This window comes from Pseudomonas sp. (assembly GCF_048269965.1).
GTDB lineage: Bacteria > Pseudomonadota > Gammaproteobacteria > Pseudomonadales > Pseudomonadaceae > Aquipseudomonas.
Window position 1 is genome coordinate 1 of the sequence record NZ_JBLWTV010000030.1, and the last position, 16,465, is coordinate 16,465.

Below are 16,465 nucleotides of genomic sequence, written 5' to 3' on the forward strand. Positions count from 1 at the left end.
TGCAACTGCTGGCGACAAACAGCATCCGCAACGCCCAGGGCGGGCTCATCAATGGTCAGGACGTTTCCCTTATTGCCCTGACAGGCGATATCAGCAACGAACGCACCATCAGCCAGCAGAGCCTGGAGGGCAGGGGCTTCAGCCAGCTGACCAGCGTGGTGGACAAGGCGGCTGGCATCGAGGCCAGCAACGACCTGCAACTGCTCGCCGGGGGCGATATCCAGAACATCGGTGGCAGCCTCAAGGCGGGTGGCGACGCAAAATTGGATGCCGGTGGTGATGTAGTCATCGCCTCTGCTGCTGAAGAACACGGCAGCATGCGCAAGGACAAACGCCACTTCTGGAGCACCAGCAGCACTACCCAGCATGGCAGCGATGTGCAGGTGGGCGGTAATCTGGCCGTGACGGCCGGGCAGGATATTGCCGTGGTGGCCAGTGCGGTGAAGGCGGACGGTGACGTGCTGCTGGACGCTGGCCGGGATGTGACCATCGCTGCAGCGGCCAACGAGAGCAGCAGCGAGTACCACTACAAGCGCAGTGGCAAGAAGGTCGACAAGGAGAACAGCAGCGTACGCCAGCAGGCGGCGGTGATCGAGGCGGGTGGGGATTTTGTCAGTATCTCAGGTGCCAATACCAACTTGATCGCCAGCCAGGTAATTGCGGGGCAGGAGGCTTACCTTTACGCGAAGGAGAGTCTCAATCTGGATGCCGCACAAAATCAGGATTACAGCTACTTCTATAAAAAGAAAAAGAGCGGTGGTCTGTTCAGCCGCAAAAAAAGCTCGATGTCCGAAACATCCAGCGATTGGGCTGTGTCTTCATCGATCCGCTCCGGCTCCGATCTAATTTTGGTGGCTGACCGCGATATCGCTACACGTGGTGCACAACTGAGCAGCGATGAAACGATATTCCTGTATGCAGGTCGCAATATCCTTCTTGATGCAGCCGAAAATAGCGCTAGTCAAACCAGTGCCAAATCCAAGAGCAACCTTCTTTCCAGCAAGGCCAGCAGTAACAGCAACGCCAGCACTAGCCTGACCAGTACCAGCCTTAATGGTAAAAGCGTCGAGTTGCTGGCCGACAATGACATTGCCCTGCGTGCCGCTGCGGTATATGCCGATGAAGGCATCATTCTTGACGCTGGACGTGATATCTCCATTAGCACGGGGCAGCAGAGCCAACACTCGAGTTCTGCCAGTGCATCTAGCAAGCTCAATTGGAACTTAACGAATTCCCTTGCTGCTAACGGCTCCTTCACTCTGACGGATAAGTCCAAAGGCGCGCAGCAGACCACTACTCAAGATGTGGGTAGCACCCTGAGTGGAGGCACCATCGATATCGATAGCGGGCGCGATATCGCCATTCGCGGTAGTACCTTGGTGGCCGACAGCGACATTCGTCTGGATGCTGCGCGTAATTTGAGCGTGCTCAGTGGTGAAACCAGCAATACCTCCAGTGCCAATTCCAAGACCAAGAACACCGGTGAAATCGGCAGTTGGTACCACGGAGCAATGGGGGTCGCCAGTCTCAAGCAAGCCAGCCAGAGCAGCAGTAGCACCCAGAACTCCAGTCAGATCGCCTCCTTGGGGGGCAATGTCGATCTGACGGCTGGCGAGCGCTACAACCAAGTTGCCAGCCAGGTGATTGCACCAACGGGCGATATCAGCATCATTGGTAAGAATGTCGATATCGAAGCTGGTTACGACAAACTCAGCGCGACTCAGAAGCAGAGCTCCAGTCGTACGGCCATTGGGGGTTCAGTCAGCGTTCCGCTTGTGGATGCGGTGCGTAATATCCAGCGGATGAGCGATGCTGCTGAAAATACGGGAGATACGCGGCTGAAAGCATTGGCGGCAGTGAATTCAGCGATGTACGCGAATACTGCCTACAACAGTGCGCAGGCCCTGGCGAGTAACAGCCTGGGTGGCATCAAAATCAGCGCCAATCTCAGCAATGATAAAGGCAGCAGCAGTAGTACCCAATCGGGTCAAAACGTCGTTAGCAGCACGGTAGTCGCGGGTAGGGATCTGAGCATTACTGCAACCGGTGGCGAAGAGAGTAGTGACCTCAATGTGGTGGGTAGCCAACTAAGTGCAGGGCGGGACGTCAAGCTGAAAGCTGACGGAGACATCAACCTCCTGGCTGCCAAGAATACTGCCGAGCAACACAGTAATAACTCGGGGTCAGGTTGGAGCGTTGGTGTGGGCTTCGCATTTGGCGGTGCCCAGAACGGTTTCACCCTAGACTTGGCTGCCAATAAGTCGCGAGGTAATGCCGACGGTTCCGATGTGTCCTGGACTCATACCACTGTCGAAGCTGGCAATGCCTTGGGTTTCTGGTCGGGGCAGGACACCAACCTCAAAGGGGCCGTCGTCAGCGGTGAACAGGTCGTCGCAGATGTTGGCGGTGACCTGAATATTGAAAGCCTGCAAGACACCAGCACCTACCAGTCTAAGCAGACCATTGCAGGTGTTGGTGTCAGCTTGTGCATTCCTCCGTTCTGCGCTGGTGCCAGCAGTGTTTCTGCCAGTGCCAACCAACAGAAAATCGACAGCGAATATGCCAGCGTCATGCAGCAATCGGGCGTGAAGGCTGGTGACAAAGGTTTCAATATCACTGTCGGCGGCAATACCGACCTCAAGGGTGCGGTGATCGCCAGTACCGACGAAGCAGTAACAAACGGTAGGAACCAACTGGTTACCGGAACCCTGACTTCGTCCGACATCAAGAACGAGGCAGAGTACAAGGCCAGCAGTATTGGTCTTGGTGGCGGTTATAGCTGGGGCTCGGATAGCGGCGCGAGTGGGGTCGGTAGGGATCAGGACGGCAATGCGTCAGCGGGCGCGGGGGGAGACAAGCTTCCCAGCAAAGATGGCATGAGTGCCACCGCACCTGTTGCATTGAGTGCTAGTGGCGACGCCAGTAGCACGACAAGAAGCGGTATCAGTGGTGGCACCATTCTGATTACCGACTCGGAGAAGCAAAAGCAACTTACTGGTCAAGACGCAGAAACCACTATTGCCCAGCTAGAACGTGATGTGTCTTCCGAGAAGGATGGTGCAAATGCATTGCAGCCGATCTTCGATGAAAAGGAGATTCTTGCCGGGTTTGAAATAACCACCGCATTTGTTCAGAACGTAGCAACGTATCTGGAGCAAAAGGCGAGGGAGGTCGACTCCAAGAGGGCCGATGCCGAGGCAATCGAGGCACAGGCAAACAACCTGGATAACGGTCTCACTACCGCGGAGCGACTGGCCTTGCTAGCCCAGGCGCAAGTACTCATGGATGAAGCCAAAGCCATCAATGACAACTGGGGGGCGGGGGGTACCTATAGGCAGATCGCGACGGTACTGACTGCGGCTGCAGGGGGCCAGGTCAATGCCGGCACCAACCAGTTCGCGCAGAACATGGTGGTCAACTACCTCCAGCAACAGGGCGCCGGTTACATCGGCAAGTTGGTGGAAGATGGCTCTTTGACCGAAGGCAGCCCGCTGCATGCTGCACTACATGCCATTGTCGGTTGCGGCGCGGCGGCTGCCAGCCAGCAGTCTTGTTCGGCCGGTGCAATGGGAGCCGCTGCCAGCAGCGTACTGACGGGTTTGTTCACTGAAACCAGCCCTGATGAAACCAGTGAGCAACGTGAAGCCAAGCGCAACCTGATCCTGAGTATCGTCACTGGTATCGCTGCCGTTACAGACCCGGACAGCGCTGCAACCGCTAACAATGCCGCCACTGCGAATGTCGACAACAACTGGTTGTCTACGCAGCAGAAGGTTCAGCGCAAGAAGGAGTTGGCCGAAGCGGAAACCGTGGCTGAACAGCTCAAGGTTTATGCCAAGTGGAAGAAAATTTCGGCAGAGCAGGACTTCGCTACAGCTAAAGGTCTTGCCAAAGGCTTGGCGGACGGCCTGGCGGGATCCGGGCTCGATACGCTCGACACTATGGCGCGCTTTACGGCATTTCCGGTTGAAAGCCTCGATGAAATATCCGAGATGATCAATGCTCCAGCAATGAAGCAACTGCTGGGGGCAAAGTATGAGGAAATGCAGCAGTCCATCGAAAAAGCCAAGGTCGCATTGACGGTTGGCGGTCTGGATCAGGCTGAACAGCTTGGTATGCAGATTGGACATATCATCTCTGTTGCGGTAACGCTTGTAGTGGCCGTCGAGGCTGATGCAGTGAAGGCGGCAGGGCAGGCGGCCAGATTTGGTGTTGCGGTAACCAAGGAGAAAGCCGGTGTGCTGATGGCCGGTTCGACTGAGAAGCTGGCCGCTCAGTTGGCGACTATCGAGAAATACGGGTTTGATGGGGATGTGCCGTTGGTGCCTAAAGAGGTAAATGGTCCAAAAGCGACAGGCTCTGTTCCAAATCTTACTGAGCGGGGTACGTTAGTTAACCTGCGCCCTAATGATGTTGCTATTGCACAGCGACCAGTAAGAACACTTGTACAGGATGAGTCTGGTCGCTATTGGCTGCAAACTTCAACTGGGAAGCGAATAACACCATCAGGTTCATACGATTTTGTAACTATGCCGGACGGAAGTATTCGGGTTGCCAGGCCGAATGTGAACCAAGACTTTTCAACCCACCTTGGATTGAGTGGTGGTGGAGAGGTTAAATATGCGGGCTCTATACGCTTCGGGAATAATGATGGCCCAAGCCGAGGAACAATAACTCAGTGGACTAACAATTCTGGGCATTATCAACCACCTGCAACTTTAAGTGGTAATGCCGGATTGCCGCAGGGCTTGTTTAATCTGAGGTAGACTAGGTTATGAATGAAAGACAGAAATTGCTATGTGCGCAGCTTGCAAAAATGGGTTCTGAGCAGGCTGCTGAGTGGTTGATGACCAAATACCCAGTAGAGTCAATGGATTATGGTGAGGCTCTGCTATTGGTCCCCCATCGTTCCTGGAAACGATCCGATCAGAAGCGACTGGCTCAGCACTATTTTAGAAAACTGCCTTTCTCTGGCGCGGGAGGATATGAGGCGTTTGCTTCATTTATGTCTGTAAAGACTTTTCTGGATTGTGTTAGGGAACGCCTGCCAATGAATGCTTCTGACGCAAGCTTGCTGCTGTATTACTTGATCCCAGTTCTTAACAAGGCTGCAAAAAATGACTCTGATCGCCAGCTAATTATGAATCTTATCAATGAAATACAGCCCTATGACCGCGCTGAGCCGACATAATCCGCTGCTCTGGCTGAGCCTGCTGCTCTGGGGAAAAAAGGGGACGGGGAAAAAGGGGACAGATTTATTTTCGGGGCTGTGCTTGGCCTGAATAAATAAATCTGTCCCTGAGGAATCCCCACAAAAATCCCATTTTTATCAATGGGATAGTTTGAATAAGCCTGCATGAGTCGGGCAGTTTGGTAGTCGCCAAACAAACCAACTCCCGAGACTCATGCAGGCAGTACGATTCTTACACAAGGCATTTTCCCAAGCACTCCCCACGATCCACAGCAAGCGGCTGAACGCCTTGATGAGCAGCGTCAGTGCCTTGCTGCATGGGCATCGCCTGACCCTGACCGATCTGGGCAGGGCCATGCCCAGCGAGGCTTACACCAGGCATTCGATCAAGCGCGTGGATCGCCTGCTTGGCAACGCTCACCTGCAATACGAACGCCCGCTGTTCTACTGGAAAATGCTGACTGCGCTGATTGGCTCCCTGCGCCATCCATTGATCTTGGTGGATTGGTCGCCGATCAATGCGGCCTCTGACCTTTACTTACTTACTTGCTATGTGAAAAGGGGACAGATTTATTTTCCACCTGATCGACTAAGCTGAAGGCCTCAATGGTAGGAGGTCGTTATGCCAAGGATGGGGCGGATTGTGTTGCCGAATTACCCGCATCATGTGGTGCAGCGAGGTCATAACCGGCAGGTGGTGTTTGCCGCTGAGCAGGATTATCAGCGTTACATTTCTGATCTGCGTGAGCTAAAAGATGTCTTCGGGGTCAAGGTCTACGCTTATTGCCTGATGACGAACCATGTTCATCTGCTTTTGGAACCCGGCGAGGCTATCGCCGGGCTGGGTCAGTTGATGAAGGCGCTAGCGGCGCGCGCTACGCGCTATCGAAATCGTCTAGAAGGGCGTACCGGCACTCTCTGGGAGAGTCGCTACAAGTCCAGCGTAGTCGAATCAGATGCCTACTTGCTTGCCTGCTGTCGCTATATCGAACTGAACCCGGTTCGAGCCCGCATGGTTGCCGAAGCGGTTGATTATCCTTGGTCGAGCCATCGGATGCGGGTAACGGATCAGGCGGACAGCGATTGGTTGGAAATGGACCCTTGCTTCGTCGCACTTGGCGACACGCCTGAAAGGCGTCGTATCCGTTACATAGAATTCATGCGACAAGCCGTTCCATCAAGTGAGATTGATTTGATTCGTGCTGCACTGCAGAGGGGGCAGCTAACGGGCAGTGCCCGTTTCGTGGAAGAAATAGAAAGAATCCAAGGTGTGCGGGTTGAGTTACGAGGTCAAGGCAGGCCGAGGCGTAATTCCGAAAAATGAATCTGTCCCCTTTTTCCTAGGAGGCTTGAATGAGTAAATGCTTCTTAAATTTTGGCTTTCTGATTATGTTGCTAAGTGGTTGCAGAGGTTATCAAATGGAATATGGGGTGGTGGAGAATGGAGTGGCTTTTTATCCCCTGTGCGAAAGAGCAGAGCGGCGCATCACCGATATGCAGCGTATCAGTTTTGAATTACCACTCTTGTTCAGGAAGGCCTCCTGTCGTAATTGGCCTGACTATAGCTATGACTCTCGAATCGACAGCCTCAGCGTGACAATCCCCGGTGTTATTGCCAACGAATCGCAGATGACTGTTGGCGGTGTCTACTCTATGCTCTTTCGCGCGGGGCACGCGCGCCCAGAATACTATTTGCCGCCTGACAAATTTTTTGAGGATTACAAAGAATACCTCAGTGAGCACAGCTCTATTTCCCGTTTGGTTACTGCAGGTTGGGTGGACTGGCAAGGTGGGCGCTGTGCACGTTTTTACTCGGATAACGATACCGGTCTTTTCGTACGCCGAGTGCTCGACTACTTCTGCTGGGAGTCAGTCAGTGGCTCGAGTTTTCCCATCCATATTGGTGCTAGCGAAAAATTACCACCAGGCCATGCACCAATCAATCTGGATAAGGAATTTATCAAGCCAGTATTGGCGAGCTTACAGATCAACCCTGTTCCAGAGCAGCGCTTGGCTCTGTGGGACAGTTATCGTGCTGACTTTTGCAAGGGGCTGAAGGAGAGCTACGATAATAAGACAGCTATGCGCAGATTTCGCGACAGTCTCAATCGTCAGCGCGCTATTGTTTTCTTGCGCGAGTGTGGTTATCAAATGCCGGATCCGGTCGGGCCAAGAAGCTGGGCAGAGCTCTTAAGGCCCAATGGGCAATTGATTGGTAGAGCCGATGGAGAGAGAACGCTGCGCAAAATAACTCATACGCAGTTTGCTGAGTTAGAGGCCAAGTTGATGTCCTTGCATCTCAAACCGGGTGAGCGCCCAGAAATTCGATCTTCTCGACTGTCACGAGATGGCAATGTTCTGGTAGAGAACTATAGAGCTACTGGTTCCTATGCTGGTGAGTGGTACAGGGTTCCACCCTATTACAGCGAGCAGAACGGGATCGGTATTCGTAATGATCCGGTATTGGGTAGAGTGATAGATGTGCACTTAATGGATTACCCCGCAGGATTGAGAATTGTAGTTGAGTAATGGAGGAAAAGGAGACATCTATTAGCCGGCCTGGCGTCAAGACTCAAAGCAACCTGCTCTGCTTTTTAACGGCTGAGTTTCTCCTGTGCCGAGTCTGATGGGCTGTACCCCGGTCGAACCCGTTTCCTTTGGCTGCGACCGAGTCGCGCCAATCACCCACATGTAACAAGCAGAGCCTGAAACCCCGCGCGGAGTTGGCAAGTGGCCGCCCCGGGGGGCAGCCCCCTCAGGACAGACAGCTTCGGTGCGAGCGGCGCGCCGTCAGCGCACCTCCACCACCACCTTGCCCACCGCTTTACGCTGGCCGAGTGCATCGATTGCTTCGCCGCCGCGCGCCAGTGGGAAGGTCTGCGACACCAGCGGCTTGAGTTTGCCTTCGGCATGCCAGGCGAACAGCTGCTGGAAGTTGTCGGCGTTGTCCTGCGGCTGGCGCTGAGCGAAGGAGCCCCAGAATACGCCGACCAGCGAAGCGCCCTTGAGCAAAGGCAGGTTGGCCGGCAGGGCCGGGATGCCACCGCCGGCGGCGAAACCCACGACCAGGAAGCGGCCATTCCAGCCGATGCTGCGGAAGGCTTCCTCGAACAGTGCGCCGCCCACCGGGTCGTAGATCACGTCGACGCCCTGGCCGCCGGTGAGTTTCTTCACTTCGTCCTTCAGGCTCTGCTCGCTGTAGTTGATCAACTCGTCGGCGCCGGCCTTGCGCGCCACTTCCAGTTTCTCGGCGCTACTCGCTGCAGCGATGACCTTGGCGCCCATGGCCTTGCCGATTTCCACCGCCGCCAGGCCGACGCCGCCGGAGGCGCCGAGCACCAGCAGGGTTTCACCTGGCTGCAGGTGGGCGCGCTGCTTGAGGGCATGCATGGAGGTGCCGTAGGTCATGCCGAAGGCCGCTGCGGTGGTCAGGTCCATGCTCTTGGGCACCGGCAGCACGTTGTAGGCCGGTACGGCGACCTCTTCGGCGAAGCCGCCCCAGCCGGTCAGCGCCATGACCCGGTCACCGACGCGCAGATGGCTGACCTTCTCGCCAACGGCCTTGACCACGCCGGCTACCTCGCCGCCCGGGGCGAAGGGGAAGGGCGGTTTGAACTGGTATTTGCCTTCGATGATCAGCGTGTCGGGGAAGTTGACCCCGGCGGCCTGCACCTCGATCAGCACCTCGTTCTTTTTCGCTTCGGGGCTCGGCAGGTCTTCCAATACCAGGGTGTCGGCAGGGCCGAAGGCTTTGCACAGCAGGGCTTTCATCAAGGTCATTCCTCTTGCAGGGTGCCTTGCAGTGTAGAAAGCGCCCGCCGAGGGTCAACGAGCATGCCGATGCCTGATAGGTCGGCATAAGCGCCGGGCTTGGGTGCAGGCCTGTGGATGGCTATGCTAGGCACATCCCCGATGGAGTGCCGAACGTGAAACTGTTGACCGCCCTGCTGCTGAGCCTGTCGATCTGCCTGCCTGCCCTGGCCGCTTCGCAAGAGAAGGAAGAGGCGCCGACGACGATTTATCACAACCTGACGCCAGCCCTGATCGGCAACCTGGCGGATCAAGGCAATCGTCTGAAGTTCTTCAAGGCCGATGTGTCCCTGCGAGTGACCGGCACCGAAGCCGAGGAGAAGCTCAAGCAGCATGAGCCGCTGATCCGTCATCAGATGGTGATGCTGTTCTCGGCCCAGACCAGCGAGATCATCAACGCGCCCGATGGCCGCGAAACGCTGCGCCAGGAAGCGTTGAAGAAGGTGCAGGACGCGATCAACGGCGAAGAGGGCAAGCCCATCGTCGAGGACCTGCTGTTCAACAATCTGATCATTCAGTAGCGGCGAATCCCCCTGGCGTTCGGGCGCTGCTTTGGCGGTGAAGGCCAAAGTGATTCGCGGCTGAAGCCGCTCCTACAGTTTGTTCAGGCCATCTGCGCCAGGGTCTTGCGAAAGCGTGTCAGCGCCGCGACGAAGAACAGCGTGCCGATGGCGGCGATGGCCAGCATGTAAGGCCAGATGATCGCGAACCCTGCGCCGCGATAGAGAATGGCCTGGGCCAGCGCGACGAAGTGGGTGGTCGGCGCCGCCAGCATGATCTGCTGCACCAGCTCCGGCATGCTCTCGCGTGGCGTGGTGCCACCGGAGAGGATCTGCAACGGCAGCAGCACCAGGATGATCAGCAGGCCCAGCTGCGGCATCGAGCGCGCCACGGTGCCGAAGAAGATGCCCATCGAGGTGGTGGCGAACAGATGCAGCGCCGCGCCGAACAGGAACAGCGCGATGGAGCCCTCTATCGGCACCTGCAGCCAGCCCTGCACCACCAGCAGCAGCGACAGCGTCGCCGCCGTCAGTACCACCAGCCCCATCGACCAGACCTTGGCCAGCATGATCTCCAGCGGCGTCACCGGCATCACCAGCAGATGCTCCACGGTGCCGTGCTCGCGCTCACGAATCAGCGCCGCCCCAGTGAGGATGATCGACAGCATGGTGATCTGGTTGATCACCTCCATCACCGAGCCGAACCAGGCACGCGTCAGATTCGGGTTGAACTGTATGCGCAGCGCCAGCTCGGCCGGCTGCTGCAGCTCGCCCCGATAGCGACGAACGAACTCAGCCACTTCGCTGGCGCCGATGTTCTGGATGTAGCCAGCACCGGTGAAGGCCATGCTCACCTGGGTGGCATCGACGTTGAGCTGGATTGCCGGGCTGCGACCGGCGAGCACGTCGCGCTGGAAGTTCGGCGGAATGTTCAGGGTGAAGGTGTAGCGCCCGGCGTCCATGCCGCGATCCATCTCGCTCAGGTCGATACGCTCCGGGGTACGGAAATAGGGTTCCTGAAAGGCCTGGATCAGTCGCTCGGAGAGCTGAGACTGATCTTCGTCGACCACGGCGATGGCGGCGTTGTGCAGGCTCTCCGGCATGCTGGTGGCGGCGGAGTAGACGCCCATGCTGAAGGCCCAGAGGATCAGCAGAACCAGCGCCAGGTCGTGCTGCAGGCTGCGCAGCTCCTTGATGCCGAGGTACAGGATATTGGCCAGGCGTTCCATCAGACCTCCTGTTTGCGCAGCAGGCTGGCGCTGAGCAGGGTCAGCAGCGGAATGGTCAGCATCAGGGCGAAGAAGTAGCTGGCCAGGTCCTGCAGCTCCAGCGCCTTGGAGAAGATGCCGCGGCTGATGACCAGAAATTGCGAGGTCGGGTAGAGCTGCCCGATCACCGCGCCTGCGCCCTCCAGCGAGGCCACCGGGTAGATCAACCCGGAAAACTGGATGGCTGGTAGCAAGGTGACGATGGCGGTGCCGAATACGGCGGCGATCTGGCTCTTGGTGAAGGTCGACATGAGCAGGCCGAGGCCGGTGGAGCAGGCCAGGTAGAGCAGGGCGCCGGCCAGCAGGGTCAGCGGATTGCCCTTGAGCGGCACGTCGAACACGGTGACCGCCAGCAGCACCAGCAGGACGAAGTTGAACAGACCCAGGGCGATATAGGGCAGTTGCTTGCCGAGCAGGAACTCCAGGCGCGTGACCGGGGTGACGTAGAGGTTGATGATCGAGCCCAGCTCCTTCTCGCGGACCACGCCAAGCGCGGTGAGCATCGCCGGAATCAGCATCAGCAGCAGCGGAATCACCGCCGGCACCATGGCCTTTAGGCTTTCCACGTCCGGGTTGTAGCGATAGCGCACTGCAAGCGTGGCGGCGTTGGCGGCTTGCGGCTGTGGCGAACGCTGCGCCAGCTCACTGAGGTAATGCTGGTGCAGGCCGTTCACATAGCCCTTGATGGTTTCGGCGCGGGTCGGCATGGCGCCGTCGATCCACATGCCGATCTGCGGGCTGGCGCCGCGTTTGAGGTCGCGGCCGAAGTGCGGCGGAATTTCTACCGCCAGGCTGATATCGCCGTCCCGCAAGCGCCGTTCCAGCTCGGCGTAGTCGGAGAGCGGCGCCTTCTCCAGGAAGTAGCGCGAGCCGGACAGATTGAGATGGTATTGCTGGCTGGTGGTGGTCTGGTCGCGATCCAGCACGGCGAAGGTCAGGTCCTCCACGTCCAGGCTGATGCCATAGCCGATGATGAACAGCAGCAATACCGTGCCGAGCAGGGCCATGCCGCCGCGAATCGGGTCGCGGCGCAGTTCCAGCGCTTCGCGCCGGGCATAGCTGAGCAGGCGGCGCAGGCTGAAGCGTTGACGCTGTGGTGGCGGCGCCTGTTCCAGCGGCGGCGCCGTGTTCACCGGTTGCTCGCCAACCGCCTCTTGCAGGTAGGCGATGAAGGTGGCTTCCAGGCTGTCCAGCCCGCGTTTGGTCATCAGGCCCTGCGGGGTATCGCTGTCGAGCACCTTGCCGGCGTGCATCAGCGAGATGCGGTCGCAGCGCTGCGCCTCGTTCATGAAGTGGGTGGAGATGAAGATGGTCACGCCGTCCTGGCGCGAGAGGTCGAGCATCAGTTGCCAGAAGCCGTCGCGGGCGACCGGATCGACGCCCGAGGTGGGCTCGTCGAGGATCAGGATCTCCGGCTTGTGGATCACCGCGACAGCCAGCGACAGGCGCTGGCGGATGCCCAGTGGCAGGCGTTCGGGGAGCATGTCCATGACTTCGCCGAGGTCGAAGCGTGCCGCCATCTGCGCCACGCGAGGCTCGATCTCGGCGGCCGGTACGTGGAACAGCTGGGCATGCAGCACCAGGTTCTGCCGTACCGTCAGCTCGCCGTACAGGGAGAATGCCTGGGACATGTAGCCGACCCGCTTGCGCGTGGCCATGTCGCGCGGGTCGACCGCCTGGCCGAACAGCAGCGCCTCGCCCTCGGACGCTGGCAGCAGGCCGGTGAGCATCTTCATGGTGGTGCTCTTGCCGCAGCCGTTGGAGCCGAGAAAACCGAAAATCTCGCCACGGCGGATGCGGAACGACACCGAATCGACGGCGATGAAATCACCGAAGCGCATGGTCAGGCCCTTGGCTTCGATGGCGATCTCGCTGCTGCCCGCCAGCGCAGGTAGAACCACCTCCTTGTGCCCACGCCGACGCTCCTCGGGCAGCAGGGCGATAAAGGCCTGCTCCAGGCTGGTGCAGCCGGTGCGTGCACGCAGTTCGGCCGGGCTGCCTTCGGCCAGCACGCGGCCGGCGTCCATCGCCACCAGGTGATCGAAGCGCTCGGCTTCCTCCATGTAGGCGGTGGCCACGATCACGCTCATCTGCGGGCGCTGCGCACGGATGCGCGCGATCAGCTCCCAGAACTGGTTGCGCGACAGCGGGTCGACGCCGGTGGTCGGTTCGTCGAGGATGAGCAGGTCCGGGTCATGGATCAGCGCGCAACACAGCCCGAGCTTCTGCTTCATGCCGCCGGACAGCTTGCCGGCCGGGCGCTCGCGGAAGGCGGCCATGCCGGTGCTGCGCAGCAGGTCATCGATGCGTCGCTCGCGCTCGGCAGCGTCCTGGCCGAACAGGCGCCCGAAGAAATCCAGGTTCTCGAACACCGAGAGCGTCGGATAGAGGTTTTTGCCCAGGCCCTGCGGCATGTAGGCGATATGCGGGCAGATGCGGCGGCGGTGGCGGGCATCGGCCATGTCGCCGTCGAGCACCTCGACGCTGCCGTCCTGCAGCTTGCGCGCTCCGGCGATCAGTGCCAGCAGGCTGGATTTGCCGACGCCGTCCGGGCCGATCAGACCGACCATGCAACGGGCGGGCAGCGCCAGGTCGATCTGCTGCAGGGCGCGGGTCTGGCCGTAGCGCAGGCCGACGCCGGTCAGGCGTGCGACCGCAGCGTTCATTGCGGAACCTTGATCGCCAGATGCTCGGGCCACTCGGCGTTGGCGTCGAGGCGCAGGTAGGCCATGCCCGGTACGCCGGTCTTCACCTGCTGCAGGTGCTTGCTCAGCAGGTCGGGATCGATGCGCGCCTTGACCCGGAACATCAGCTTCTCGCGCTCGCTGGCGGTCTCCACGGTTTTCGGCGTGAACTGGGCGACGCTGGCGACATAGCTGACCTTGGCCGGGATCACGTACTGTGGAGCGGCGTCGATCACCAGGCGCACCTCGCTGCCGAGGGCAACGCGCCCAGCCTGGCGCTCGGGCAGGAAGAAGGTCATGTAGACGTCGGTGAGGTCTACCAGGTTGAGCAGCTTGCCGCCGGCACCCAGCACTTCGCCGGGCTGGGTCACGCGGTATTGCACGCGCCCGGCGCGCGGCGCCTTGAGCTGGCTGTCGTCGATGTCCACCTGCAGGCGCGCGACGCTGGCGCGGGCCGCTTCGGTCGCCGATTGCGCTTCGATGGCCTGCGATTGCGCGGCGGCAATACCGGCCTCGGCGGAACTGACCTGAGCGCGGGCGGCGGCCAGCGCAGCCTCGGCACTCTGCAGACGGGCCAGGTCGTCATCCAGCGTCTGCTGAGCCAGTGCGTTGCGCTTGACCAGGGTGGCGCTGCGCGCATGACGTTTGCGCGCGGCATCCAGCTCCGCCTGGCGCTGGCGCACCACGGCCTCGGCGGTGAGCTTTTCGCTTTGACGCAGGCTGATCTGACTGGCGGCGGTGATCTGGCCATTCTCTGCCTGGCGCAACTGCGCGCGAGCCTGCGCTAACTGCGCTTCGAGCACCTGGGTGTCCATGCGGGCGAGAATCTGGTCAGGCTCGACGAAGTCACCTTCGTCGACGTCGATGCTGGCGACGCGCCCGGCGAGTTTGGTCGCCACGTCCACTTCGGTGGCTTCGATGCGCCCGTTACCGCTGGCGAAACCCTCGCCCAGCCCCGTCGGGCGCAGTTGCCACCAGGCCATGGCTGCCAGCACGGCCAGGCCGGCGACGATCAGGTAGGGCAGACGACGGTTTGCGATGATCATTACGGCTTACCTGTAGAGCCCCATGACTGGGGCTTTCACGACATATCCATTGTCTGCCAGATGCGCCTCAGGGGGCTTGATGCAGGTCAAGCTCGGGCGGTTGCCACAGGCAGGTACGGTTGCGACCCTCATGCTTGGCACGATACAGCGCCTGATCACCCTGGGCGAGCAGTTCGCCCGGCTGTTCATCGCTCACCGGGTCGACCACCGTGATGCCGATGCTCAGGGTGAGTCGACCGAACGGGCTGGCGGGGTGATGGATATCCAGGCCGGCGACGGCCGCATGGATACGTGCGGCGACCTGTTCGGCACCCTCCAGGTTGGTGTTGGCGAGAATGATGGCGAATTCCTCGCCGCCATAGCGGCAGGCTGTGTCGCCTTCGCGCTGCGGGCTTTCGCGCAGGGCGACACTGACCCGACGCAGAGCGTCGTCGCCAGCGAGATGGCCGAGGGCATCGTTGTAGGCCTTGAAATGGTCGATATCCAGCATCAGCAGCGCCAGGGGCGCGTCGAGTCGGCGCAGGCGGCGCCATTCGGCCAGCAGTTGCTGATCGAAGTAGCGGCGGTTGTACAGCCCGGTCAGGCCGTCGAGCTGCGACAGGCGTTGCAGTTGCGCTTCCAGTTGCAGGCGCTCGCTGTTGTCGCGAGACACGGCGATCAAGTATTCGCGGTCATGCAACTGCACCAGCTGGGTGTTGATCTCGGCAGGCTGGCGACTGCCGTCGCGGCGGATCAGCTCGCGCTGGAAGATCCGCGAGAGGTTGTCGCGCTGTGCCTGGCGCGCCTGTTCCAGCCAACGATGAAAGCCTGGCAGGAGTTTTTCCGGATCATCGCGCAGCAGCTCGGCGAACTGTTCAGGGCGATAGCCGAGCGCGGCGTAGGTGGCCTGATTCATGTGCAGCAGCTCGCGGGTGCTGCTATCGAAGATGAACAGCCCGTCATGGCTGGAGTCGGTCAGGTCGAGCACCAGTTGCAGACGCTCGCGGTTCTCGCGCAGGCGCTGCTCGGTCTCTTCGCGGCGTTCGGCCTCGAGCTTGAAGCGGCGGTTGGCCAGTTGCAGGGCATGGGCACGGCGGCTGTTTTCCAGCGCCAGGGCCAGGGCGGCGACCAGTAGCAGGCTGATCGCCAGGCTGGCGCCGAGTACCACGCCGGGCAAGGGCGACTCGAGTTGATCGAGCAATTGTTCGGTGGGGCTCAGGCGCAGACTGAAGTCCTGATTGTTGAGCAGGCTCAGGCCCAGTTGCAGGCTGTGCCGCGCATCGGTGTCCGCTGCGCCATGACGGAACAGGCTGTGACTGTTCTCCAGCAGCTCGAGGTTGAAGGCTTCGCGATCGATCTGGGTGAGCAACTGCAGCATCAGCGGTTCGACGCGAAAAACGCCCTGGAGGAAACCGTCGAACACCTTGCTGCCGTCCTGTTCGCGGTACAGCGGCGTGTAGAGGACGAAGCCGCGTCCACCCTGGACCAGGTCGAAGCTGTTGGAGAAGCGCTGCTCGCCGCTCTCGCGAGCTTCCATCGCCAGTGGGTAGTTGGGGTGCTCCGGGTGCAGGCGAAAATTCAGCGCCGCCTCGTTGCCGGCTACCGGCAGCAGCCAGCGCATGCGCAGATCATCGCCAACCCACTGGATTGATTGATAGACGGGAAAGCCGCGTATGGCACGTTCTATCTCCTCATCCCAGCTGGCGCGCGGCAGGCGCCCCAGGCTGTTCCACAAGCGAGCGATGCGTTCGAGGCTGGCCACTTCCAGGTGCAGCGTGCTCTCCAGCTGACGTGCCAGGCTGCGTGCCTGGTAGCCGATGCGTTCATCGACGCGCTGCTGCTGCACGGCTTCGATCTGACGCCAAAGCAGGACGCTGGCGCCGCTCAGCACCAGTAACAGGAACGCCAGCGCAAGTCGCGCCGGCCAGGCGGAGGATGCCGGCATGAAAAAAACTCCTAGGCTCTGTGTGGTGATAGCACAGTGCCG

Annotated in this window: 10 protein-coding genes and 1 pseudogene; 6 read left to right on the forward strand and 5 right to left on the reverse strand. The window is 59.8% G+C overall.

Annotated elements, in window-relative coordinates; genetic code table 11:
* The 5 genes and pseudogenes from ACN0X6_RS22960 to ACN0X6_RS22980 all read left to right on the forward strand — a co-directional run.
* Window positions 1-4,766, forward strand: a 4,766-nt coding sequence (locus tag ACN0X6_RS22960; protein WP_417707492.1) for a hemagglutinin repeat-containing protein, incomplete at its 5' end; no start/stop codon positions are given.
* 8 nt (window positions 4,767-4,774) lie between these two features.
* Window positions 4,775-5,191, forward strand: a complete 417-nt coding sequence (locus ACN0X6_RS22965; protein ID WP_417707494.1) for a hypothetical protein — start codon at window positions 4,775-4,777, stop codon at window positions 5,189-5,191.
* Window positions 5,192-5,405: 214 nt separating this feature from the next.
* Window positions 5,406-5,735: pseudogene (locus ACN0X6_RS22970) on the forward strand (IS4 family transposase); the annotation flags it as partial.
* A 78-nt stretch (window positions 5,736-5,813) separates the two neighbouring features.
* Window positions 5,814-6,515, forward strand: a complete 702-nt coding sequence (locus tag ACN0X6_RS22975) for a transposase (protein ID WP_417707496.1) — start codon at window positions 5,814-5,816, stop codon at window positions 6,513-6,515.
* A gap of 29 nt (window positions 6,516-6,544) precedes the next feature.
* Complete coding sequence (locus ACN0X6_RS22980) at window positions 6,545-7,720, forward strand: hypothetical protein (protein ID WP_417707498.1); 1,176 nt, start codon at window positions 6,545-6,547, stop codon at window positions 7,718-7,720.
* Window positions 7,721-7,981: 261 nt separating this feature from the next.
* Here ACN0X6_RS22980 and ACN0X6_RS22985 read toward each other — a convergent pair whose 3' ends face one another.
* Complete coding sequence (locus tag ACN0X6_RS22985; protein WP_417707499.1) at window positions 7,982-8,962, reverse strand: NADPH:quinone oxidoreductase family protein; 981 nt, start codon at window positions 8,960-8,962, stop codon at window positions 7,982-7,984.
* Window positions 8,963-9,117: 155 nt separating this feature from the next.
* Between ACN0X6_RS22985 and ACN0X6_RS22990 the strand changes: the two genes are divergently transcribed.
* Window positions 9,118-9,522: a flagellar basal body-associated FliL family protein gene (locus ACN0X6_RS22990; RefSeq protein ID WP_417707501.1), complete on the forward strand. Its 405-nt coding sequence runs from the start codon at window positions 9,118-9,120 to the stop codon at window positions 9,520-9,522.
* A gap of 83 nt (window positions 9,523-9,605) precedes the next feature.
* On the opposite strand, the gene ACN0X6_RS22995 is transcribed toward ACN0X6_RS22990, so the two are convergent.
* The 4 genes from ACN0X6_RS22995 to ACN0X6_RS23010 all read right to left on the reverse strand — a co-directional run bounded on the left by ACN0X6_RS22995 (window position 9,606) and on the right by ACN0X6_RS23010 (window position 16,423).
* A complete protein-coding gene (locus ACN0X6_RS22995; protein ID WP_417707503.1) occupies window positions 9,606-10,730 on the reverse strand; it encodes an ABC transporter permease in 1,125 nt (374 codons plus the stop codon).
* Window positions 10,730-13,435, reverse strand: coding sequence for a ribosome-associated ATPase/putative transporter RbbA (gene rbbA / locus ACN0X6_RS23000; RefSeq protein WP_417707504.1), 2,706 nt, complete (start codon window positions 13,433-13,435; stop codon window positions 10,730-10,732). Before rbbA ends, ACN0X6_RS22995 begins: the two co-directional genes overlap by 1 nt.
* Window positions 13,432-14,499 (reverse strand): HlyD family efflux transporter periplasmic adaptor subunit, encoded by a 1,068-nt coding sequence (locus ACN0X6_RS23005; RefSeq protein ID WP_064493798.1) that lies wholly within the window; start codon window positions 14,497-14,499, stop codon window positions 13,432-13,434. Before ACN0X6_RS23005 ends, rbbA begins: the two co-directional genes overlap by 4 nt.
* Window positions 14,500-14,566: 67 nt before the next feature.
* Window positions 14,567-16,423 carry a diguanylate cyclase gene (locus ACN0X6_RS23010; protein ID WP_064493799.1) on the reverse strand — a complete coding sequence of 619 codons (1,857 nt, stop codon included), beginning with the start codon at window positions 16,421-16,423 and terminating at the stop codon, window positions 14,567-14,569.
* Window positions 16,424-16,465 lie beyond the last annotated feature (42 nt).

Coding starts and splice junctions, on each gene's coding strand:
- ACN0X6_RS23005 (WP_064493798.1), bottom strand. CDS start 14,499: ATGATCATCGCAAACCGTCGTCTGCCCTACCTGATCGTCGCCGGCCTG.
- ACN0X6_RS22965 (WP_417707494.1), top strand. CDS start 4,775: ATGAATGAAAGACAGAAATTGCTATGTGCGCAGCTTGCAAAAATGGGT.
- ACN0X6_RS22975 (WP_417707496.1), top strand. CDS start 5,814: ATGCCAAGGATGGGGCGGATTGTGTTGCCGAATTACCCGCATCATGTG.
- ACN0X6_RS22985 (WP_417707499.1), bottom strand. CDS start 8,962: ATGAAAGCCCTGCTGTGCAAAGCCTTCGGCCCTGCCGACACCCTGGTA.
- ACN0X6_RS22995 (WP_417707503.1), bottom strand. CDS start 10,730: ATGGAACGCCTGGCCAATATCCTGTACCTCGGCATCAAGGAGCTGCGC.
- ACN0X6_RS23010 (WP_064493799.1), bottom strand. CDS start 16,423: ATGCCGGCATCCTCCGCCTGGCCGGCGCGACTTGCGCTGGCGTTCCTG.
- ACN0X6_RS22980 (WP_417707498.1), top strand. CDS start 6,545: ATGAGTAAATGCTTCTTAAATTTTGGCTTTCTGATTATGTTGCTAAGT.
- rbbA (WP_417707504.1), bottom strand. CDS start 13,435: ATGAACGCTGCGGTCGCACGCCTGACCGGCGTCGGCCTGCGCTACGGC.